Source organism: uncultured Porticoccus sp. (genome assembly GCF_963975625.1).
In the GTDB taxonomy this organism is placed as follows: domain Bacteria; phylum Pseudomonadota; class Gammaproteobacteria; order Pseudomonadales; family Porticoccaceae; genus Porticoccus.
In genome coordinates this window covers 111,337-132,461 of record NZ_CAXBHS010000008.1, presented here as the reverse complement: position 1 = coordinate 132,461, position 21,125 = coordinate 111,337, and the positions used below count along the sequence as shown (strand labels likewise).

Here is a 21,125-nt window from a genome sequence, read left to right as displayed (position 1 = left end):
GTGCATGAAAAAGGTTTATGGCCACGAAATCAGACGTATATTTTCATCGGCCATATTGCCGGGTTTGGTTCAGGGCTGGCCAAACAGTTTTTTCAACAGCGAGGTGGTTTGCTTGACCGGATTCTCGCGGATCGCCGCTTCTTCCCGCGCCAGATAATAGAAGATGCCGTCCATTCCCCCGTTTATCGTGTAGTCCGTCAAGTCGGCTTTGAGGTCGGGGACAAAGGGCAGGGTCTTGTATTTGCTGACAATCGCATCGTAAGTCTGTAGCGCGCCCACTTCTGCAAGGCTGGCTTCAATCACCGGGCGCATTTCCTCCGCGAGGGGGCCGCGCATTTTGTCACTGAAATAGCGGGTAGCGGCATCTTCCGAGCCACTGTAAATTTTCTTCGCATCGTCGATGGTCATGGCACTGATGGCATTGAGAAACATCGCCTTGGCCCGCGGTGTAGCCGCTTCGGCCGCCCGATTCAGTTTCATTTCAAGCTCCTGCAAACTGGCGCCCATCCCCACCTGCTCAAGAACACCTTTGGCCTGCTGAAGTTGTGGGGGCAATGGAATACGAATCGCGTCATCGAGGTAAAATCCATCCTGAGCCCCAAGCTGTGAAACCACATTACCGGCACCCACCCGTAACGCGTCTTTCAACCCTGCGGCAATTTCATCGCTGGAGAGCCCGGCCAGCCCACTGACCGGCGCAGCGGATTCTGTCGTGTTTCCCGTGTTGCCACCGAGTAATTCCTTACCGGCATCCCACCAGCTGGCGGCACTGACAGACAACGGTGTGACCACCAGTACAACACTCAACAAAACGGTATTTCTGTCCACGACACATCCTCATAAAAGCTACCAGGGGATACCAGATTAGCATGTCGATTCATCTGGTGTTACCGGATTTTTGTATCATCCCCAGGGCCCACAAGGCCCAACCATAGACGAGCGCCGGGCAAGTGACGCAACAACAGGGTTTCCAGTAGCCAGAGCAGCAGAAGCGATATCGCCAGCATGGGCAACAGCACCGCCAGAATGACAGTGATGGCGATAAACACACTTTTTGATGAGACCGCCGGCAGAGCCGCCGGAGCACCGAGCCCGAACGACGGTTTACGTTTCCGCCAGAGCACAACCCCACTGATGCCCAGAAAAACCAGCCCCAGTGCTGTGAGCGCGCCCAATAACTGGTTCAACCAGCCGAACAGCTGCCCTTCATGGGCGGCCACACCAATTCCGATAACCCGGTCGAGCCAGGGGCGCTCAGCAAAGGTCTGCACCTTCACCACATCGCCGGACTGGCCATCGAGCCAGGCATCTGCCCGCAACGGGCGGTTCTGGGACTGGGACTGGACTTTCCATAGGGCAGGATTCTGCTTATCCGTCGACAGCAATACCGGCGGGGCAAATTGCAGGGAGCTGGACGTGGCGAGGAGCGCTTCACTGAGATCTACACGCCCCGAGGGCATTGCACCATCGTGGTGGTGTTCCCGTGCCCGACTGATTGTCCAGTCCTGTTGCACCGGCCTGTCACCCCACTGCCGCAGCTCCTTGAAAGCGGTGCCCCACACCAGAGTCCAGGGTAAAGCAGTCATCAACAGGAATAGTACGAACATCGCCAGCCAGATACCGGTTACCACATGCAGGTCCCGCCAGAACAGGCGACCACCCCGGCCAAGGCGGGGATAAAGCACGCCGGCCAGACCACGGCCGTTGCGCGGCCACCACAGGTATAACCCTGTCAGCACCAGTACAACAGCCCAGCAACCGGCCAGTTCCACCAGGACGGAGCCCACCTTACCCGCCAGCAACTCCCCGTGAAAAGCTCGTACCTGCCGGATGAACTGGTCTTCCGCAACCACGCTATGCAGCACTTTCAGGCTGTAGGGGTGGACATACACAAGCCGCTGCCGGCCTTGATCAAGCACAGTAATGACGACGGCTTGATCATCCGCCTCCGGCAGTTGATAACTGGTAAAACCACTACCCGGAAACGCGGCCAGGGCCGCACCGATCTGGGCATCCGCGCTGCTGCGCTCGCCCGATACCACCAGATTCTGGTAGGGGCGATTGGCCAGCGCATCCAGTTGTGGCTTGAACAGGTAAATGGCCCCGGAGATCGATAGTGTCAGCACAAAGGGAATGCAGAACAGTCCGGCATAAAAATGCCAACGCCACAGGGTGCGATAAATGCTCATAGAGCGGTTGTTATGCGCCATCGTGCCCGCCTTGTTACCAGTCATACGCCTTGTTACCAGTCATAAGAGACATTGAAATACAGAGTTCGTGCAGGCCAGGGGTGGGCTACATAGGCGGTTTCATCGGTGACGTTATCCATGCCCAGGCCGAAGGCCAGGTGTTTATCCCAGCGAAAGCTGGTTTTCAATCCGAGGAACAGGTAGCGATCCTGGCCGCCGAATACCTGATCGGCCTTATCGCTGTTATCCAGTCGCCCGTAGCTGTCACTGGCGTATTGCAGGCTGCCACCGATATCCCAGCGATCGGTCATGTGGTAGGTGGCCAGCAGATTGCCACGCCATTTCGGCATACGCGGGAATACATTGCCGACGATGACGGGATCTGGAGCATTGTCGACGATTTCAGCATCGGTCCAGGCCATGTTGAAGCGCACATCCAGTTTCGGCAGCAGGAAGTCGGCGGCGTTGACAATAAACTCGGCGCCGCGGGTTCTCACCTCGTCCACCGGCACGAAAGTACGGATCGAGGAACCGCCCGGCAGAATCGTCGCCTGGGACTCGATCACGTCTTTGATGTTTTCCAAAAACAGGTTCAACCGCACATAACCCTGATCGATGGCCCGCTCGATCATGAAGTTATGGTGCAGACCCTCTTCCGGCTGTAAACCGGGATTGGCCTCACTGACCGCGTTGAAGGCCTGGAACTGGCTGAACAGTTCCTCAACGATGGGGAAGCGATAGGCCTTGGCGATGGAGTAGCGGAAGGCCCACAGGTCATCCGGGCGGAAACCCAGGGAAAATTTCGGGGAGAATTTCTCCTCGGAACGACTCGGCAGCTTGACCAGATCCAACCAGGGTGTCATGGCATCGTCGTCCGAAAAATAACCATCACTGCTTTTCCAGGATTCATAGCGCCCACCCAGAGAAGTGGACCAGTGCGCATCGATATCCCAGTTCAGCTGCAGGAACGCCGCGGCGATCCTGGTCTCCCCACCGCTACGGCTGGTGGCCCGGGTTCTGTCGCCGGCAACATAATTATCGGCGTTATAGACCGTGGTATTCAGTTCGTAGGTTTCGTAGCGCAGGCCCGTCACCCATTGCATGCCGTCCAGACCAAATTCATGCAAAGTGAATTTGAGATCGGCAGTTTGCCAACCGGTGTCGCCGTAATCCAGCACCTGTCCAGCCAGAGTATGGTCTGGGTGGGCAGGATTGAGGGCAGAGCTGCGGGTTTCATCCGCAATAATGGCAAAGTGGCTGAGATTGGTTTCCACTGACAGACTGTCGGTCAAATCTCCCTTCAGGCGCAACCCCACCGAAAGGCTGCGGCGCTCCTGCTCACTGACATTGAGTCGGCTGCCTGGGACAAAAAACGGCTCACCATTCTGAACTACGTGGCCGCCCCAGATAGTATTACCATCGATATCCCGTAAATAACTATTAGCGGAATCATTATCCGAACGGCGATCCTCGTAGGCCAGATTCAAGAGGGCAAACCAGTCACCAAGGTCATACCCGGCCTTGAACTTGTAGTTGTCAGTGGTGGTTTTAACCATCCCGGTATCACCGAAATACCACTGGTCTGCGCCTCTGTCGTCTTCGCCCCCTATTGCACCACTGACCGCAGTTGGTGCCAGCGAACCGCTGGTACTGCCATAGTAGAAAGACTGGGGCTGGGAATCGTTTTCCAGACGGTTGTAAGAGAGGTAAACACTGAGGTCGCCGATTTTGTCGCCGAAAGAAATAAAACCCTTGCGTCCCCACAGATCATCGTCGAAACCGTATTCATCAAAGGACTGGACAAAGGATGACCAATCCACATGAAACTCCCGTTGCTGGGGAATCGCCGTTTCGATCAACACCACACCACCCATGGCGTTGCCGCTGTGCTCGGCGGAAAACGGGCCATAAACCACTTCCACCTGGGCGATTTCGCTGGCCGACACCAGGGTCCAGCGCGGCGCGCCGTTCCAGCGTGACTCGAGAAAATAGTGCAGCGGCACGCCGTCTGCAAACACCATTGAGCGGCTGGTCTGGAACATGTTGGAACCGCGGATCCCCAGGGTACCGTTGGCATCGCCGATGAAGCGGCGACGAATCACCAGGCTGGGCTCGTATTTCACCAGATCTTCCGTGGTCGCCACGTTGATACTGGCCATATCCTCCCGAGTCAATACACTGGTTGGGTTGGTATAGCCCGCCTCGCGACTGGAAGGTTGTTTACCCCAGATTTTGACTTCTTCCAGGCTTGCCGCGGCGGTTTCCATGGCCACTTCGACGCCACCGTCTTCCGCGTGAGCAGAGATCACTGAAAGACAGAACAGGGATGGAAGGGCCAAGACAGAAGTCCAGCGAATTTCTTTTTTCATTTTCTCCCCAGCCCGAATCTAAATGAAAGTGATTCGAATTCAGGGGCAGCATAATTGGGGCTCACCGGCATCCAGTCAATGCGACAAATTGTCGCAGCCTTGGGCGGACGACCTAGACCATGGCATTCCATTCGCCAACGGACAGGAAACCACTTTACATGCACAAATACACAAGATATGCTCGTAAAAGCTGGTTGGATTGGCACATCTTGTGTTTGATGAGCCTTCCTGAAAAGGGAATCCGGTGAAAATCCGGAACTGACGCGCAGCGGTAATGGGGAACGAACGCGACATCGGCACCGCCGAGGCACTGTTCAATTGAACGGGAAGCCGTCGCCGTAGGCAGCGCAACTTCATGCGCAATGCCCCTGAGTCCGAAGACCTGCCAGCAAACAAGGCTTCAGTCTTCGCGATTCAGGACACCAGCTGCATACGGGGAACCAATGCCCCACCGTGCCGCCATGTTGTATTTTGTCCGTCCGCCGATTGGCGAAGCCTGAAGATTTCGCGCATAAATCGACAGGAATGACATGATGAACAGCCAACCCTTCACCCCTGGCGGGCAGGACACGCCGCCCCCACACGCTACAGACATACCGTTTAAAGTGATCAAGCGCACTGGCCAGGCCGTGCCCTTCGATGCCTCAAAAATCGCCATCGCCATGACCAGGGCCTTCCTTGCCGTAGAGGGCCAGGAAGCATCCGGTTCGGCGCGGGTCAAACAGACTGTCAACACCATTGCCCGGGAAATTATCGAACGCCTGCAAAAGCGACTACCGGCGGGCGGCAGTGTGCATATCGAAGAAATTCAGGATCTGGTGGAGCTGGGTCTGATGCGCAGTGAGTGCCACAAGGTGGCCCGCGCCTATGTGCTGTATCGGGAGCAACACCATCAGAACCGCAGTGCCGCTGGCCTTGCCACGCCCACTCATGCCGAACCCAGCGAACAACTGCCGGTTGTCGACAGCAGCGGCAAGAAGGTGATGCTGAACCTGACAGACATGGACCAGCGGGTACAGCGCGCCTGCCGGGGCATTGAGGATGTGGACGCCGACTATCTGGCTGCCCAGATTCGTCGCACCCTCTACGGGGGAATGAAAGCAGCGGAAGTGACCACTGCCATGGTGATGGCAACACGCCCTCTGATTGAAAAAGACCCGGGCTATTCCCACGCCTGTGCCCATCTGTTGCTGGAGCAGCTCTGGGAAGAAGTCATCCTGGCCCTTGATTGTCACCAGAGCCTGTCCGGCCATTATAGTGAACAGGACTATGCCGCCCTGTTTCAGGCGGGGATTCGCGGGGCCGTCGAGGCGGAACTGCTGGACGAGGCCATGCTCAACTTTGACCTGCAACGCCTCAGTGCCGCCCTGCAGCCGGAGCGCGACCGGCAGTTCACCTATCTGGGATTGCAGACCCTCTACGACCGCTACTTCCTGCACCGGGACAAACAGCGCCTGGAGCTGCCCCAGAGCTTCTACATGCGGGTAGCCATGGGTTTGGCACTGCAGGAGGATGATCCCGACCAGCGCGCCATCGAGTTCTATGAGGTGATGTCATGCTTTGATTACATGCCTTCCACCCCCACCCTGTTCAATGCCGGCACCCGGCACTCGCAGCTCTCTTCCTGCTACCTCACTACAGTTCCAGACGACCTGGACGGCATCTATGAGGGTATCCGGGACAATGCCATGCTCTCCAAATGGGCCGGTGGCCTGGGCAACGACTGGACCCGGGTGCGGGCTCTGGGTGCCCACATTCGCGGGACCAACGGCGAGTCCCAGGGCGTGGTGCCCTTTCTCAAGGTGGTGAACGACACCGCCGTGGCGGTCAATCAGGGCGGCAAGCGCAAAGGCGCCGTGTGCGCCTATCTGGAGAGCTGGCACCTGGACATCGAGGATTTTCTGGAGCTGCGCAAAAACACCGGCGACGAGCGTCGCCGCACCCACGACATGAATACCGCCAACTGGATTCCCGACCTGTTCATGAAGCGGGTGATCGAGGATCAGTCCTGGACACTGTTTTCACCAGAGGATGTGCCCGATTTACACGATCTCTGCGGCAAGACCTTTGAGGCGCGCTATTGCCATTACGAACAACTGGCCCGGGACGGCAAGCTCCCATTGCACAAAACCGTGCCCGCCACACAGCTGTGGCGAAAAATGTTGTCCATGCTGTTTGAAACCGGTCACCCCTGGATTACCTTCAAGGATCCCTGCAATATCCGCTCTCCCCAGCAACACCAGGGCGTGGTGCACTCCTCCAATCTGTGTACGGAAATCACCCTGAATACCAATGAGCGGGAAATCGCCGTTTGCAATCTCGGCTCTATCAATCTGCCCAACCACATTCGCGACGGCCGACTCGATCAGGCACATTTGGAACAGACGGTTTTCACTGCGGTTCGAATGCTCGACAACGTCATCGACATTAACTACTACGCTGTGGAAAAGGCCCGGCAATCGAATCTGAAACATCGCCCGGTGGGTCTCGGCCTGATGGGGTTCCAGGACGCGCTCTACGCCCTGAAGTTGCCCTACGCCAGCGTGGAAGCCGTGTATTTTGCCGACCAGTCCATGGAGCTGATCAGCTACCATGCGATCCGTGCCTCGGCGCTACTGGCGCAACAGCGCGGCCGCTACGAAAGCTATCAAGGATCCCTGTGGGATCAGAATGTACTGCCCATCGACTCCCTGAAATCGCTGGAACAACAGCGCGGCGACGAGTATTGCACCCTCGACAACTCCAGCCAACTGGACTGGCAGCCGGTGCGCGAACTGGTGGCCCGCCACGGTATGCGCAACTCGAATGTCATGGCCATTGCCCCCACTGCCACCATCTCCAATATTGTCGGTGTCACCCAGTCCATTGAGCCCACCTATCAGAACCTGTTCGTGAAATCCAACCTGTCCGGCGAATTCATGGTAATCAATCCCTGGCTGGTGAAAGCACTTAAGGAGCAGGATTTGTGGGACGAGGTGATGGTCAGTGACCTGAAATACTTCGACGGCTCCCTGGTGGATATCGACCGGGTGCCGGAGGAATTGAAAACCCGCTTCGCCACAGCCTTTGAAATCGACCCCCGCTGGCTGGTGGAGGCGGCGGCACGGCGCCAGAAATGGCTGGATCAGGCCCAGAGCCTCAACCTCTACATGGCTGAACCCTCCGGCAAAAAACTCGACAATCTGTACCGGCTGGCCTGGTCCCGGGGGTTGAAAACCACCTATTACCTGCGTTCCCTGGGGGCTACCCACACCGACAAGGCCAGTCGTGTCAGCGCCGATGCAGACAACCGTGTTTCGGTGTCGGCCGCACCCTCCGCCTGCTCCATTCTCGACCCCGACTGCGAGGCCTGCCAATAATGACTATCCGACAAACTGTACTTGAAACCGACACAACCCTGCTTCCCGACTGGGATGACCCGCTGCGCAGCGCCATTCCTCCCGGCACCATCAACCTGCTGGGCGGGGTCGCTGCCGCACAGCCATCAGAGGCAGCAAAAGTCCCGGCGACACTGTCAATGGCAACCGCGGCAGTGTCGGAAATACCGGCAACACGCCTTCTCCCGATCAATCCGTCGGACAAGCGAGTGGTGAACGGCAAAGCGGACATCAACCAGCTGGCCCCCTTCAAATACCCCTGGGCCTGGGAATTTTTTCTCAATGCCAACAAGAATCACTGGACACCTCTGGACGTCAACATGACCCAGGATATCCACGATTACCACCACAAACTGACCACCGAGGAACGTCATCTGTATGAAAACGTGCTGGCTTACCTGACCACATCGGACATCATGGCCATGCGCAATATCGGCCTGGCAGTGATGGAAAAAATGTCCGCGCCGGAGTTGCAGATTTACCAGGCCCGACAGGTCTATGAAGAAGCACTGCACACCTGGACTTACCAGCACTGCATCGAAACCCTGGGGCTGGACCAGAGCGACATCTACAACCGCTACCGGGTGGTCCCGGCGATCCACGGCAAAATCTGTCTGGCCAGTGCGAGACTGGATACCGTGTTGCGTCAGGATCTGGACCTCGGCAACCGCGACGATCTGGAAACCTTCGCCATGTCCTACCTGTTCTTCGCGGGAATCTTCGAAGGCTGCTGGTTCTACAACGGCTTCAACCCGATTTTTGCCCTGCAGCGCCGGGGCCTGATGAAGGGCACCGGGGAACAGTTGCAATACATCCTGCGAGATGAGGCGCTGCACTGTGCCTTTGGTCTGCGAGTGGTGAATCAGTTACTGGAGGAGGAAAATCTAAAACTGGATCCGGCGCAATTACAGGTCATGTGGGAGGAAGCTGAAGCGGTGGAGTCCACCTACGCTCACTACCTGATGCCAGATCCCATCCTTGGCTACAGCGCCGACGAACACATGGACCAGTTCCGCTTCGTCGCCAACCGGCGGGCCCGGGCCCTCAACCACAAAGAGCCCTTCCCCGGTGCCATCAATCGTCTGGAATGGCTGGAGGAACAGGCCAACCTGCGCAAGGAGAAAAACTTTTTCGAAACCCGGGTTACCGAGTACCAGACAGGCGCCTCATTGAGCTGGTAGAGTATTTTGGGAAGGCATCAGCGGCACCGCCGGAGGGCGGTGTCGGACAATTCAACGGGAAAACACCATACCGTGGGGGGTTTCCAGTTTGATCCGCCATTCCCCGCGACTGCGGTAAACCCACCCCTGTATTTCCACTTGCTGGCCTTGCAGGCTGTTCAGTTGTTTTGCCTCAAAGCGATGACGGTGTTCTGGATAAATCATTACCTTGATCACATCATCCAGGACGAGCCGCCAGTGCCTGCCGGTTTGGACGGCAGTGACGGTACCCTGCAACCGTTTAAACCCTCCGTCCTGCACATCCCGGGCAGCGACGGGGGCAATACCGGCCTTGCTCCAGAGTCCCCGCTGCTGTTTGACAGCCAACTGCTCGGCGCTGGCAAAACAGTCTGCCAGGGTCAGGTTGGGCGGCACTGCAACATGGTAGGCCAGCCCCTGTTCGAGCAGGATTTGTTCGAGACTTTCTCCTCGCTCATTGAACAGGTGGGCGAGTATTCGACCATAGCGATCATGGGTTTGCCCGTCCGTCAACAGGTGCAGTTGCGAGGTAGCCTTGATCAGACTGCGCAACCTGTCACGGGCCTCAGCGGCAAACGGCTGATCCGGTTGCCCATCACGGCCCGGTTCTGTGGCATTGATACCGATCAATCGAACTTTGCGACCATCGTCCAGTTTGACAGTATCGCCGTCATAGACATGAGTGACGGCAACCTTCTCCAGCGGGGCGAAAGGCTGGCAGCGTAGATCAGCCCTGGCGGGCCCACCGGCGATAAACAGCCAGACAACGAAAAACGCGCTCTGGCATATTATCCAGAGCGCGCATCGTTTGCCTCGAAAGGCAGACATATTCAGATTATTTTTTGGCGGAACGACCGGCGAAACGTTTGTTGAAACGGTCGATACGACCACCGGTATCAGCAACTTTCTGCTTGCCGGTGTAGAACGGGTGGCAGGCTGAACAGACATCCACGTGGATGCTACCGTTCGTGGTGGAACCTACTTCAAATGCATTACCACAGCTGCAGGTTGCTGACAGTGTGCCGTAATTTGGATGGATTTCAGATCTCATGTCTCATTGCCTCAGTCTCTTGCATATCGCCAACCCGATCTCTGTGCAACCCGAATATTGATTCGCCCCTGACGTCCAAACCGTTCGCCCGAACCCCGATGCACTTCTGGTACACTGGATGCCTCGCCTCGGTTTGCTGCTAACAGGTCGCGTTCAATCCCTCGGGATGCCTTTCAATTGTCGGGCACCATATGCCGCCTTTAAACGGAGCGCGAATACTACCAGAAAACGATGCCCATTCAAGGTTTTAACAAAAAAACACATCAATGACAGAATCCATCATTATCCGTGTTGCTGTCCCCTCCCCCCTGCGGCGGCTGTTCGACTACCTGCCGTCAGAAAACAGTACCCGGACACCCCGGCCCGGCTGTCGTGTCAAAGTGCCTTTTGGCCGCCGTCAGGTCATCGGGGTCGTGATCGAAATTGCGGCATCCAGCGAACATCCCGCCACACGGTTGAAACCCGTTACCGAGCTCCTGGATGAAGAACCGTTACTGTCCGAAACCCTGCTGGAGCTCTGTGTCTGGGCTGCGGGTTACTACCAGCACCCGGCGGGCGAAGCGCTCAGCACAGCGCTACCGGCAACGCTCCGCAAGGGTGATGCAGTACCCCGACAAAGCGAAGTCCGCTGGCAATTGACACTGTCCGGCAAGGGACTGCCAGACACGGCCCTGGCGCGTGCCCCCCGGCAACAACAGGCACTGAATATACTGCAGCAGCAACCCTCCGCCACAAAAGACGATTTTCAGCGACAGGGCATCAGCCTTGCCGCACTTCGACAACTGGAAAACAAGGGCCTGATCGAATCAGTGGAATGCCGGGTGAACACCCCGTTGTTTAATCCGGACAGGTTGCTCTCGGAATCCCCCCTGCCCCTTTATCCCGAACAGCAAGAGGCGATGGACAGCATTGAACTGCACGGCTTTCACGCCTATTTGCTGGACGGTCAAACCGGCAGTGGCAAAACCGAAATTTATTTACAGGCCATCGAAAAAATCATTCGGTACGGACGACAGGCGCTGGTACTGGTCCCGGAAATCAGCCTGACGCCGCAGACGCTGGATCGTTTCAAAACCCGTTTCAACTGCCCGGTGGCGGTGCTTCATTCCGGCCTCACTGACCGGGAACGCGTACTGGCATGGGATGCTGCACGCACCGGTGCCGCCCCGATTGTACTGGGCACACGTTCTGCCATTTTCACACCGCTGGCTTCACCGGGCATTCTGATTGTGGATGAAGAACACGATGGTTCATTCAAGCAGCAGGAGGGGTTTCGCTACTCGGCGCGGGACCTCGCCGTGGTGCGGGCTCGAATGGAATCCATCCCCCTGATTCTGGGCTCGGCCACCCCGTCCCTCGAAACACGGTATAACTGCGAACAACAGCGCTACACCCGACTGGTCCTGTCCTGCCGCCCGGGTATCGCCCGACATCCCCGCTGGCAGCCGGTGGACATCCGAAAGGCAAACCTGTCCGGGGGCTATTCCAGAGAGCTGATCGATGCCATTCAATCCCACCTCGACGATGGCAATCAGGTGCTGGTTTTCCTGAATCGCCGCGGGTTTGCACCGACCCTGACCTGCCACGAATGTGGCTGGATAGCGAACTGCCTGCACTGTGAAGCGCGCCTGACGGTGCATCGTCAGGTGCAAAGACTGGTTTGTCATCACTGCGAATTCAGACAACCGGTACCACCCCGTTGCCCGGTTTGTCACAGCATTCATTTACAGTGCCTCGGTCAGGGCACCGAGCGCAGCGAGGAAACCCTCGAAGCACTGTTCCCGGACTTTCCCGTTATTCGGGTGGACAGAGACAGCACCCGACGCAAGCAGGCTATGCAGAACATGGTCAACCGGGTGCATCAGGGAGAGCCCTGCATTCTGCTCGGCACACAGTTGCTGGCGAAGGGGCACCATTTTCCCAACGTCACACTGGTGGCCATTCTCGATGCAGATGCCGGCCTGTTCAGCCCGGATTTTCGGGCACCGGAGAGGATGGGGCAATTGATTACCCAGGTGGCTGGCCGGGCCGGCCGGGGCGACAAACCCGGTACGGTCATTTTGCAAAGTCATCATTGCGATCACCCGCTGCTCACCACCCTGACCCAACAGGACTACGCCACTTTTTCTGATCTGTTGATGGCCGAACGGAAACTGGCCAACCTGCCACCGTTCAGCTATCTGGTGCTGCTGCGCGCCGAAGCTGAAAATGGTCAGCTGGCAGTAAATTTTCTCAGTTTTGCCCGCCAACAGGCAGAAATGTTACTGCCGCCGACAGGTAACATCAGTTATCTCGGCCCCCTACCTGCCCCCATGGAGCGGAGAGGTGGGCGTTTTCGCCATCAATTGACAATCTGTGCTGCAGAACGACCCGCACTTCAACACCTGCTGGCAACCCTCTGCCCGATTCTGGAGCAGTCGCCACTGGCGGGGAAAACCCGCTGGTCCGTGGACATTGATCCACAGGATATGAGCTAGCGCGATTGGAGTCTGGAAGGCTCGGCAGGTTACCCCTACAATGGCGCCCTTCACCGGAGTATAGATAAACAAATGACCAGGGATTACGCGAGAAAAACAAGCCGTCGCAGTAGCAGCAATGTTCGCAGAAAAACGCCATCCCGGCAGTCTCTTCCGGGATGGCTTTGGCTGTTGGCCGGCATCTTGGTGGGTATTGTGGCAACCTTCCTTCTGCAGGGACCGGAGCCAGCCCCGGCACCCACTGCTCAGCCCACTGTCAAGCCGGTGGAGGAAGATTCCGGCATTAAACCGCGTTTTGATTTCTACACCCTGCTGCGGGAAACCGAAGTTATCGTCCCGGATTCCTCAGTACCCCAGGCAGAAGACGAGCCGCCAAACCAGTCCGCCAGTACACCGGCAACACCCACAGCAAAAGAGGTGTTTCTACTACAGGTGGGGTCGTTCAAGAGCAATCGGGATGCCGACAGCCTGAGGGCCAGACTGTTGTTGCTGAATCTTAGCGCCAGTATCGAGATGGTCACGCCCCGCCCGGGAGAAACCTGGCACCGGGTTCTGGTCGGGCCGTTTACCAACCGTGCAGAATTGGCCAGTGCCAGAGACAGCCTGTCGGGAAACGGGATTGATTCACTGCTGTTAAAGCGCAAACAATAGTCTTTAACCAAACCCATCGGGTGCCTGGAACCAGAGTAACAAACTACAGTCGCGACTTAATCCCCTTGTGGTGCCGCTCCAGATTTTCAACGCGTTTCTCGGCACTTTTTCGCAACATGACATAGGTGGCACCGGTGCCCCCGTGCTGTGGCTGGGCACTGTGAAAAGCCAACACTTCATCCATCTGCTGCAGCCAGTGGTTGGTGCAGCTTTTAAGCAGTGCGGGTTTTTCCCGGTTCTCCCCTCTCCCGTGCGTGATCAATGCACAGCGTATGTCGTGCTTCAGACAATCCTGAATAAAGAGGTAGACCTGCTGTCGCGCCTGTTCAACCGTCAGGCGGTGCAGGTCGAGCCGCGAATCGACAAGATAGTTGCCCATCCGCAGGTTTTTGAAGACGCCGTGCTGAACGCCACTGCGCTTGAACGACAGCACATCCCTCGGTTTTACCGGCGGAATATACGCTTCTGACGACAGGCCATCGACATCGCTGGCGATCATCGCCTCGGCAGCCCGCCGGCGGGATTTCAGGCCGGGAGTCATCACAACGGGTTGCTTCAGACGAACGCGCTCCGCCGGTTTTTTAAGCGGTTCAACATCCTTCATCTGCTGGCGAAAAATACCGTTATCGTCGTCAGTCACACTGCATTCCTTTCCTGCCACGTAGAAGGTGCATTATAGCGCCGGTAAAGACCCGGTTACCTCAGCATCACCGACAGACGAAATCATTAGACTCTCCCGGGCCAGTTGATAGGGACTGGCATGCCAATACTGGCATTACCCGCATCTGGTGGACCCGAACTCCACCTTCAATACCGACTGGCGGGAGAATCACAACGAATTGAAGCTATTCGGGATCTTTCACTGAGAGATGGGAAGTGTCCACTTCCCGTTCGATGGCTGGGGACTTCTCATCCTCTTTCAGCACATCGGCACCGGGTTCATCCACTGTTATATAGGACGTATCCACCTCTCTGGGCGTAAAGTTACGGCGATATTCAGGAGGCAGTACATCTGCGCCCACGGGGGCTACATCAATGGTCTCTGCTACCGTCGAATGTTCCGGACCGGATGCAGCCGGTGGTACTGTTTGATCTGGGCGGCTGGTATCGCTTCCTGTCTCGCTGGCAGGCTCAACGGGGCGAAGCTCCACCAGCGCACCGGCATCGTTCAGGGCAACCCTGTAACGCGCTGCTGCCTCTTCATCGAGATCACGTTTGATGACCACCGGTCTGCCGGAAAACATCTGTTCAACCTTGGCAGCCGGTGCACCGAATAATTCGGCCAGGCGTCGCTTCACATCCATCAGGGACTGTCCGGGAACTACATCGCCACGAAAAATCACTTCAAAACGTCTATCGCTCATCATCCCTTCCCCTTATCCGTTACGGACAGCACTCAATCCTGATGTTCCGTCAAACGACGCCTATTCATTGAACGGCGATAGCAACCCAGGTAATCAATACCAGCAGCATCGTCAATAGAACCGCTGCAGAACCGAGATCCTTGGCCCTGCCAGATAAATCATGGCGCTCTTCGCCGATACGGTCAATGGCCGCTTCCACAGCGGAATTGAGCAGTTCCACGATCAGCAACAACAAAACGGAACCCAGCAAAAGAACCAGCTCGACCGGGTTTTCAGCCACAAAGAATGCCAGAGGAAAGAGCAGGCAGGTAACCGCCACTTCAATCCTGAAGGCTTCCTCGTATTTAAAACAGGCCTGCAAACCACGCCAGGAGTTAACGGCGGCATAGAAAGCACGACGTTTTATCAAGCCATAAATGCGTTCCATCAGCCACAACCCAGGTTGATACGTTGGTCCATAGTACGGGAGGGCTCGGCCTCGCCGGGAACCCCCACCACTCTGGCTGGGACACCCACCACTGTGGTATGCGGCAATACTGAATCGAGAACCAGGCTTCCGGCACCGATTTTGGCGCCTTCACCCACCTCGATATTGCCAAGTACTTTGGCCCCTGCAGCAATCAGCACACCGCAACGTATTTTTGGATGGCGATCACCTGCCTGAGCGCCGGTGCCGCCCAGAGTCACCGAATGTAACAGGGAAACATTTTCACCGATCACCGCCGTTTCACCGATCACCAGACCCGTGGCATGATCGAGCATGATGCCGCCCGCAATATCAGCTGCAGGGTGAATATCCACCGCAAATATCTCTGAGGCCCGGCTTTGCAGAAACAGAGCCAGAGAACGCCGCTCGTGCCGCCAGAGCCAGTTCGCCACACGGTACACCTGCAAAGCATGAAATCCCTTGAAGTAAAGCAGGGGCAAACAGTACTGGCCGCACGCCGGATCACGCTCCATATGGGCTGTCAGGTCGCGTCTCATCCGCTCGCAAATTGAACGGTCACTCTGCATTGCGTCCAGCAGCACCTGATAAATGGCCAGCGGGGATAAAATACTGTTACCGAGTTGTTCGGCCAGGTTGTAGGCGAGCGCGTCCTCTAGCGATTTATGACTCAGGACGGCGGCATGGAAAAAGCTCGCCAGAACCGGCTCCAGTCTGGCCCGCTCAACAACTTCGTGGCGAATTGATTGCCAGAGCGCGTCGTCGGCTGGGGTTGTTTGTGGCTGATCGACCATCAGTGTCTCTTTCATTGCGGTAAAGTTATTGCGGCAAAGTCATTGCGGGAAAAATGAACCTTGCCATAATTGTCTCGAGATTCGACAGAACAGCATCACGCAATTCCAACTGATCATTATCCAGAATTTCGCGCAGAAATACTCTATCCAGTTTCTCCTCATACAGCCGTGCTATCGGCAGATAACTCAGGTGCCAGGGTTCGGGGGCCACGCCACCACGATCAAAGGCATAGGGCCTGATAAAACCAAAACCGGCGGCATGTTCCTGCAACCATTCGGACAATCTGCAAAATGGCCCTGACCCGGCATACTCCTCCGGAACAAGCTGCAATCTGTAATCGCCAGACACAGCCGCTGCGTCCCAGATATCCATATCGGTTCCCCAGTGATGCCGTGAACACCCCGGCAGTGCGGACCAGCGCAAGATCGCCATTACCTTGTCGCGGTCACTAAGCGATTCGAGATCAATCGGAGAGCCAGTATCATCCAGCACCGGGCGCAAACCCCGGGCCTTGCTGTTCCAGATGGCCAGTTGCCGGGCGAAAGAGCGATGGCCACTGGCCACGGTAATCCGGAGGCCCTCACCCGCAGCCGCATCACACATCGCCTGAAACGGCTTAATGACGTCACCGTGCAACAACACACGGCTATCCAGTTTGCACAGGAGCTGCTCATCACAGCCCATTAGCATTCGATTGTTAATACTTGCCATGCAGGTTTTACCGGGAATACAGCCTGTCGGAAAAATAACACCTTAATATGCCGAATAGTATTTTGCTATGCTTCGCCCAAAACACACCAGGAGTGATCACCCATGCAGGAAGAAATTCAGCAAGTCGAGGCAATTTACAACAGCATCGTGCAATTTTTTGTCAACTATAGCTTCCAGTTGGTTGGCGCACTGATCGTTTTTCTGATCGGCATGTTCGTGGCATCCAAAGTATCGGCCGCAACGCTCAAACTGTGTGAGAAAAAATCCCTCGATATCACCCTGAGCCGCTTTATCGCCAGCTTTGTCAAAATTGTCATCCTGGCGGGCGTGGCCATTATTGCCCTGGGCAAAATCGGGATCAGTGTGACACCGTTTGTGGCCGCCATCGGTGCCATTTCGCTGGGGGCCGGTCTTGCTGTTCAGGGGCTATTATCAAACTACGGCGCGGGCCTGAATATTATCATTACCCGTCCTTTCGTTGTGGGCGATACCATCACTGTGAAAGGAGAAACCGGACTGGTCGACGAAGTACATCTCGCTTATACCGTCCTGAAAGATGAGGATGATGTGCGCATCACCATTCCCAACCGGCATATCGTCGGCGAGATTCTGCACAACTCTGCTGCCAACAAACTGGCAGAAACCACGGTGGGCGTCAGTTATGGATCTGACCCGGAAACCGTGGTCAAAGTGCTGCAGTCAGTATTGGCAGAACAGGGTGCCTCGGAGACCCGGGAACCTTTGATCGGTATCGACAATTTTGGTGATAGCGGGATTAACTTCATGGTGCGTTTCTGGGTGCCGACAGAACATTTTCACGAAACGCGGTTCCGGGTGAACGGGGCGATTTTTCAGGCACTCACTGACGCCAACATCAGCATACCCTTCCCACAAAGAGAGGTTCGCCTGTTGGATAATGCGGGGGAAGTGGCCGCCTATTAATTCGGTGACTGGCTCTGGGATAGTTGCTCAGATTCTACCTCCCGCTCAACGGGCGGCTCACCCCAGGTCACCAGATGAGGATCAAAACCGGCTGCCAGGGTCGGTTTGACCACTTCAAAATAGGGCGACAGATCAAAATCCCTGGGCACGAAAAGACTGTGGTGCCGGATATGAAGAATTTCCTGATGGATTTCCTGCATATCGGGATCCAGGGCCTTTTCCAGCGTTACTGTAGGCAAGATCGGATAGCGTATTGACTGGAATGCCTGGGCAATCAAAGACGAGCAGATAGCCCGGGTGGGATCACCACTGCCCAGCGACAGCATCCGCCGCCGCCATCGATTCGGCACGGGAGGTGTCGCTATCAGATACCTCATCAGGTCCAGAATATTTTTCAGATCGTAATGATAGCCAAGTCTGTCAGTCGCATAGCCGATCAGCTCGGTTATCTCGCTTTCGTCCAGTTTCACCGGCCGACAGATACGCGCCTGGAGGCCAAAGAAATGGCTCAACGGAACCAGCCTTACCCCCTCGCGAACATCCACTTCCACCAGCATTCCCGTCTGCCCCTGCCAGGAACCAATGTAGAGTGCAGAATGAGACCAGGTGGACTGGGTGAGATACTTGATGGCGATACTGAAACGGCTCAGCCCCTCCACGAGCAACACATCACCAGGACGAAGTGTCGCCGCCAGCAGATCCGTACGCGTAGGCATCGTGCTGCGATATCTGGGCTCGGCAAGCTTGCTTGCTAACCATTCACCTATTCGCTGGAGTATCACGTTTGCTTGATCCGACGTAACCGGGGGAATTATTGGCTCAAGTCGAGCGAACCCGATTCGATCACAGTGACAGGCATGCGCCACCAACCCATGCTTAACCGGGTTTCCAGTTCAAAATCCACCGATTGCTTACTCTTTTCCATAAAGGCACCAATGATTTTCAGACCACTGATCAGATTGGTGGAGGCTGGGACTTTGATAGCGACCTGACTATGGGCGGGTATCGGCTGAAGTCCCCCGGCCACTCCGCTGATCAGCTTATGTCCCTCCAGATTGAGGCTATAGGATAGTCCGGAAATATTCAGCGGTGTGCTGCTGTGGTTGAGTATTCGCAAACTGATCATAAAACGTTGTTCAAGCCCTTCTCGTCCGGCAGGTTCCACATTGCTCAGCTGGACTTCTGGCGGCGGCTGCCCCGACGACAGTAGAGCACATCCGGACAGCACATTCAGTGCCATCAGCGTTATTACCAGCGGTTTCATTACTGCCATGGCAGAACCTCGTTTTGGCGAACTCAGAGTGGAACCTGCCCACATAGTACATCGGTTTGCTACCGGGTGACTGCAGTCACGACCCGAAAGTCGTCAATCTTCTGGAGAGCCGACCGGCCATCTTTGCTATAGTCACCCACTGCTTTTTAACGTGGCAACCATTGACAGTTTATGACAGGCGATCCAACAGGCCGCCCGAAGTATTCATCAATCCGGCAGTTGAATTTTTCGAAACCAGTCGCATCTTACAGGAGTGCCAGTTGCTGACATCATATTGGCAGACTTCATCACTAGGAGAGATCACTTGTTAAGAATCGGGCTTTTTCTGGGCACCAACATTGCCATTCTGGTGCTGTTCAGCATCATTTTCAAAGTACTTGGGCTGGAGCAATACCTCGCTGCCCAAGGGGTTCAGGGGAACCTCACCGGGCTGCTGATCATGTGCGGGATATTCGGTTTTGCCGGCTCATTCATTTCGCTGCTTATCTCAAAGTGGATGGCAAAGCGGTCCACCGGCGTGCAACTGATCGACCAGCCGCGCACCCCCGAGGAGCGCTGGCTGAAAGAAACGGTTGCTGATCTGGCAAAAAAAGCGGGTATCGGCATGCCGGAAGTCGGCATTTTTCCCGCACAGCAATCAAATGCCTTCGCCACAGGCTGGAACAGGAACGATGCCCTGGTCGCAGTCAGCGCCGGGCTGATGCAGCGTTTTGATCGCGAGGAAGTCCGCGCCGTGCTGGCCCATGAAATTGGCCATGTGGCCAATGGTGACATGGTAACGTTATCGTTGATACAGGGGGTTCTGAATACTTTTGTGATGTTTTTTGCCCGGATTCTCGGCTCGATTATCGACAGGGCCGTATTCAAAAACAACAGTGGTCACGGCATAGGTTACTTCATGATCGTCATGGTATTACAGGTGGTACTGGGCATTTTTGCCTCAATGATTGTGATGTGGTTTTCCCGCTGGCGGGAATTCCGCGCCGACGCCAGCGGTGCACATCTGGCCAGCCGCGGTGCAATGATTTCGGCCCTGCAGCGACTTCAGGAAGAAACCCAGGCTCATGTGCCCAACCAGATGCCGGACACCCTCACAGCTTTCGGTATTTCCAGTGGCTGGAAAGAACATGCATCGCGCCTGTTCATGACACACCCTCCCCTCAGCGAGCGCATTGAAACGCTGCGCCGAGGTGGCTAATGTCGGAAAAACCGCTCTGCCATGTGGCAGAGCTGCCGAATCCCGGCAGCAGAGAACTGAATATCGCCGGTGAAAACTGTTTTTTGGTTAGGCGGGGACAAGCGGTGTTTGTTTATCAAAACCACTGTCCCCATACGGGGGCACCCTTGAACTTGATGCCGGATCGTTTTCTGGACTATGACCGGAAGTACATTCAGTGCAGTACGCACGGCGCTCTATTTGAGATGGACAGTGGTCGATGCGTGGCCGGGCCCTGTACTGGCCAATACCTGGACATGGTGCCCTGCCACATTGAGAACGGGGCACTGTACCTCAGGGAAGACAGAGCGACGGGAGACGCCGACTAACCGGCACTGTTGAATTTCTGCATTTTGGCCCCACCTAGTCCCCTGTATAAAATTATTTTAGATGGATGGATAGCCCACAGGAGAATCTTTTGGAACAATATCGCGGTACCACCATTCTCTCCGTACGTCGCAATGGCACCGTTGTCATCGGCGGAGACGGCCAGGTCACCCTTGGCAATACGGTTATGAAAGGCAACGCGCGCAAAGTACGCCGCCTTTACAAAGACCAGATTATTGCCGGGTTTGCCGGCGGCACAGCCGATGCCTTCACGCTTTTTGAACGATTCGAGGCCAAACTGGAACAACACAGTGGCAACCTGACCCGCGCCGCTGTGGAGTTGGCCAAAGACTGGCGCTCGGACCGCATCCTCCGGAAACTGGAAGCATTGCTGGCGGTAGCCGACAAGGAAGCCTCGCTGATCATTACCGGCAACGGCGATGTGATACAACCCGAAGAAGATCTGATTGCCATCGGCTCAGGTGGCCCTTTCGCCCAATCTGCGGCGCGTGCCCTGCTCGACAACACCGAGCTGGGCGCCAGAGATATCGTCGAGAAGGGGCTCGCCATCGCAGGCGATATCTGTATCTATACCAATCACAACCGCACGATTGAACAACTCGATTACTGATCAACCGGGTGTTGGCAGAGCGAAGCCCTGTTACCGCTGTCACACTGCCCGGTTGGGCTCCATTATTTGCCGCTACAGCCCGAGGGCTTGACGGCGACCGGAAACAAG

General features: G+C 56.1%; 20 protein-coding genes and 1 riboswitch. Of the genes, 8 read left to right on the top strand and 12 right to left on the bottom strand.

Translation table 11 applies throughout. The annotated features are described in order from the left end of the window. Positions 1–69: 69 nt before the first annotated feature. From AACZ64_RS09090 to AACZ64_RS09080, 3 genes are read right to left on the bottom strand one after another with little or no spacing between them, the layout of a single operon-like run. Positions 70–828, bottom strand: a complete 759-nt coding sequence (locus tag AACZ64_RS09090) for a DUF4197 domain-containing protein (RefSeq protein ID WP_293615363.1) — start codon at positions 826–828, stop codon at positions 70–72. A 59-nt stretch (positions 829–887) separates the two neighbouring features. After that, positions 888–2,234, bottom strand: coding sequence for a PepSY domain-containing protein (locus AACZ64_RS09085; protein WP_293615362.1), 1,347 nt, complete (start codon positions 2,232–2,234; stop codon positions 888–890). 8 nt (positions 2,235–2,242) lie between these two features. Beyond that, positions 2,243–4,558: a TonB-dependent receptor gene (locus AACZ64_RS09080; protein ID WP_293615361.1), complete on the bottom strand. Its 2,316-nt coding sequence runs from the start codon at positions 4,556–4,558 to the stop codon at positions 2,243–2,245. Positions 4,559–4,732: 174 nt separating this feature from the next. Further along, positions 4,733–4,963: riboswitch (cobalamin riboswitch) on the top strand. A gap of 125 nt (positions 4,964–5,088) precedes the next feature. Here AACZ64_RS09080 and AACZ64_RS09075 point away from each other — a divergent pair. Together AACZ64_RS09075 and AACZ64_RS09070 are read left to right on the top strand one after the other, a co-directional pair. Next, positions 5,089–7,917 carry a ribonucleoside-diphosphate reductase subunit alpha gene (locus AACZ64_RS09075; protein ID WP_293615360.1) on the top strand — a complete coding sequence of 943 codons (2,829 nt, stop codon included), beginning with the start codon at positions 5,089–5,091 and terminating at the stop codon, positions 7,915–7,917. Next, complete coding sequence (locus AACZ64_RS09070) at positions 7,917–9,116, top strand: ribonucleotide-diphosphate reductase subunit beta (protein ID WP_293615359.1); 1,200 nt, start codon at positions 7,917–7,919, stop codon at positions 9,114–9,116. The genes AACZ64_RS09075 and AACZ64_RS09070 overlap by 1 nt, the downstream gene beginning before the upstream one ends. Positions 9,117–9,167: 51 nt before the next feature. Here AACZ64_RS09070 and AACZ64_RS09065 read toward each other — a convergent pair whose 3' ends face one another. Then, positions 9,168–9,962: a thermonuclease family protein gene (locus tag AACZ64_RS09065; RefSeq protein ID WP_293615358.1), complete on the bottom strand. Its 795-nt coding sequence runs from the start codon at positions 9,960–9,962 to the stop codon at positions 9,168–9,170. Between the two features lie 7 nt (positions 9,963–9,969). Next, a complete protein-coding gene (rpmE, locus tag AACZ64_RS09060) occupies positions 9,970–10,185 on the bottom strand; it encodes a 50S ribosomal protein L31 (RefSeq protein ID WP_293615357.1) in 216 nt (71 codons plus the stop codon). Between the two features lie 266 nt (positions 10,186–10,451). Here rpmE and AACZ64_RS09055 point away from each other — a divergent pair, with 266 nt between their 5' ends. After that, the gene (locus tag AACZ64_RS09055) at positions 10,452–12,662 is read left to right on the top strand and encodes a primosomal protein N' (protein WP_339639902.1); all 2,211 of its coding nucleotides are present in this window, start codon (positions 10,452–10,454) and stop codon (positions 12,660–12,662) included. A 72-nt stretch (positions 12,663–12,734) separates the two neighbouring features. Then, positions 12,735–13,313 carry an SPOR domain-containing protein gene (locus AACZ64_RS09050; protein ID WP_339639901.1) on the top strand — a complete coding sequence of 193 codons (579 nt, stop codon included), beginning with the start codon at positions 12,735–12,737 and terminating at the stop codon, positions 13,311–13,313. A gap of 43 nt (positions 13,314–13,356) precedes the next feature. Here AACZ64_RS09050 and smrA read toward each other — a convergent pair whose 3' ends face one another. The 5 genes from smrA to AACZ64_RS09025 form a co-directional block, all read right to left on the bottom strand. Continuing rightward, positions 13,357–13,953 carry a DNA endonuclease SmrA gene (gene smrA / locus AACZ64_RS09045; protein ID WP_293615356.1) on the bottom strand — a complete coding sequence of 199 codons (597 nt, stop codon included), beginning with the start codon at positions 13,951–13,953 and terminating at the stop codon, positions 13,357–13,359. Between the two features lie 205 nt (positions 13,954–14,158). After that, positions 14,159–14,680, bottom strand: coding sequence for a hypothetical protein (locus tag AACZ64_RS09040; RefSeq protein WP_293615355.1), 522 nt, complete (start codon positions 14,678–14,680; stop codon positions 14,159–14,161). A gap of 61 nt (positions 14,681–14,741) precedes the next feature. Then, the gene (locus AACZ64_RS09035) at positions 14,742–15,104 is read right to left on the bottom strand and encodes a diacylglycerol kinase (RefSeq protein WP_293615354.1); all 363 of its coding nucleotides are present in this window, start codon (positions 15,102–15,104) and stop codon (positions 14,742–14,744) included. Beyond that, entirely contained in the window at positions 15,104–15,931 is an 828-nt protein-coding gene (gene cysE / locus AACZ64_RS09030) for a serine O-acetyltransferase (RefSeq protein WP_339639900.1), read from the bottom strand. The genes AACZ64_RS09035 and cysE overlap by 1 nt, the downstream gene beginning before the upstream one ends. Positions 15,932–15,941: 10 nt before the next feature. Further along, positions 15,942–16,628 (bottom strand): M15 family metallopeptidase, encoded by a 687-nt coding sequence (locus AACZ64_RS09025; protein ID WP_339639898.1) that lies wholly within the window; start codon positions 16,626–16,628, stop codon positions 15,942–15,944. 102 nt (positions 16,629–16,730) lie between these two features. On the opposite strand from AACZ64_RS09025, the gene AACZ64_RS09020 reads away from it, so the two are divergent. Then, a complete protein-coding gene (locus tag AACZ64_RS09020; protein WP_339639897.1) occupies positions 16,731–17,570 on the top strand; it encodes a mechanosensitive ion channel family protein in 840 nt (279 codons plus the stop codon). Here the strand turns inward: AACZ64_RS09020 and AACZ64_RS09015 are convergent. Next, a complete protein-coding gene (locus tag AACZ64_RS09015; protein WP_293615352.1) occupies positions 17,567–18,286 on the bottom strand; it encodes a YiiX/YebB-like N1pC/P60 family cysteine hydrolase in 720 nt (239 codons plus the stop codon). The genes AACZ64_RS09020 and AACZ64_RS09015 overlap by 4 nt on opposite strands. A 95-nt stretch (positions 18,287–18,381) precedes the next feature. Continuing rightward, positions 18,382–18,843, bottom strand: coding sequence for an LEA type 2 family protein (locus tag AACZ64_RS09010; RefSeq protein ID WP_293615351.1), 462 nt, complete (start codon positions 18,841–18,843; stop codon positions 18,382–18,384). A gap of 304 nt (positions 18,844–19,147) precedes the next feature. Between AACZ64_RS09010 and htpX the strand changes: the two genes are divergently transcribed. The 3 genes from htpX (at position 19,148) to hslV (ending at position 21,017) form a co-directional block, all read left to right on the top strand. After that, a complete protein-coding gene (gene htpX / locus AACZ64_RS09005; protein ID WP_293615350.1) occupies positions 19,148–20,041 on the top strand; it encodes a protease HtpX in 894 nt (297 codons plus the stop codon). Beyond that, entirely contained in the window at positions 20,041–20,388 is a 348-nt protein-coding gene (locus AACZ64_RS09000) for a Rieske (2Fe-2S) protein (protein ID WP_293615349.1), read from the top strand. Before htpX ends, AACZ64_RS09000 begins: the two co-directional genes overlap by 1 nt. 89 nt (positions 20,389–20,477) lie before the next feature. Next, positions 20,478–21,017: an ATP-dependent protease subunit HslV gene (hslV, locus tag AACZ64_RS08995; protein WP_293615348.1), complete on the top strand. Its 540-nt coding sequence runs from the start codon at positions 20,478–20,480 to the stop codon at positions 21,015–21,017. Positions 21,018–21,125: the final 108 nt, after the last annotated feature.

What these genes read in the sequence shown, in the direction of transcription:
- AACZ64_RS09085 (WP_293615362.1), bottom strand. Translation starts at nt 2,234, where the DNA reads ATGACTGGTAACAAGGCGGGCACGATGGCGCATAACAACCGCTCTATG.
- AACZ64_RS09080 (WP_293615361.1), bottom strand. Translation starts at nt 4,558, where the DNA reads ATGAAAAAAGAAATTCGCTGGACTTCTGTCTTGGCCCTTCCATCCCTG.
- AACZ64_RS09075 (WP_293615360.1), top strand. Translation starts at nt 5,089, where the DNA reads ATGATGAACAGCCAACCCTTCACCCCTGGCGGGCAGGACACGCCGCCC.
- AACZ64_RS09070 (WP_293615359.1), top strand. Translation starts at nt 7,917, where the DNA reads ATGACTATCCGACAAACTGTACTTGAAACCGACACAACCCTGCTTCCC.
- AACZ64_RS09065 (WP_293615358.1), bottom strand. Translation starts at nt 9,962, where the DNA reads ATGTCTGCCTTTCGAGGCAAACGATGCGCGCTCTGGATAATATGCCAG.
- rpmE (WP_293615357.1), bottom strand. Translation starts at nt 10,185, where the DNA reads ATGAGATCTGAAATCCATCCAAATTACGGCACACTGTCAGCAACCTGC.
- AACZ64_RS09055 (WP_339639902.1), top strand. Translation starts at nt 10,452, where the DNA reads ATGACAGAATCCATCATTATCCGTGTTGCTGTCCCCTCCCCCCTGCGG.
- AACZ64_RS09050 (WP_339639901.1), top strand. Translation starts at nt 12,735, where the DNA reads ATGACCAGGGATTACGCGAGAAAAACAAGCCGTCGCAGTAGCAGCAAT.
- AACZ64_RS09040 (WP_293615355.1), bottom strand. Translation starts at nt 14,680, where the DNA reads ATGATGAGCGATAGACGTTTTGAAGTGATTTTTCGTGGCGATGTAGTT.
- AACZ64_RS09035 (WP_293615354.1), bottom strand. Translation starts at nt 15,104, where the DNA reads ATGGAACGCATTTATGGCTTGATAAAACGTCGTGCTTTCTATGCCGCC.
- cysE (WP_339639900.1), bottom strand. Translation starts at nt 15,931, where the DNA reads ATGAAAGAGACACTGATGGTCGATCAGCCACAAACAACCCCAGCCGAC.
- AACZ64_RS09025 (WP_339639898.1), bottom strand. Translation starts at nt 16,628, where the DNA reads ATGGCAAGTATTAACAATCGAATGCTAATGGGCTGTGATGAGCAGCTC.
- AACZ64_RS09020 (WP_339639897.1), top strand. Translation starts at nt 16,731, where the DNA reads ATGCAGGAAGAAATTCAGCAAGTCGAGGCAATTTACAACAGCATCGTG.
- AACZ64_RS09015 (WP_293615352.1), bottom strand. Translation starts at nt 18,286, where the DNA reads ATGCCTACGCGTACGGATCTGCTGGCGGCGACACTTCGTCCTGGTGAT.
- AACZ64_RS09010 (WP_293615351.1), bottom strand. Translation starts at nt 18,843, where the DNA reads ATGGCAGTAATGAAACCGCTGGTAATAACGCTGATGGCACTGAATGTG.
- AACZ64_RS09000 (WP_293615349.1), top strand. Translation starts at nt 20,041, where the DNA reads ATGTCGGAAAAACCGCTCTGCCATGTGGCAGAGCTGCCGAATCCCGGC.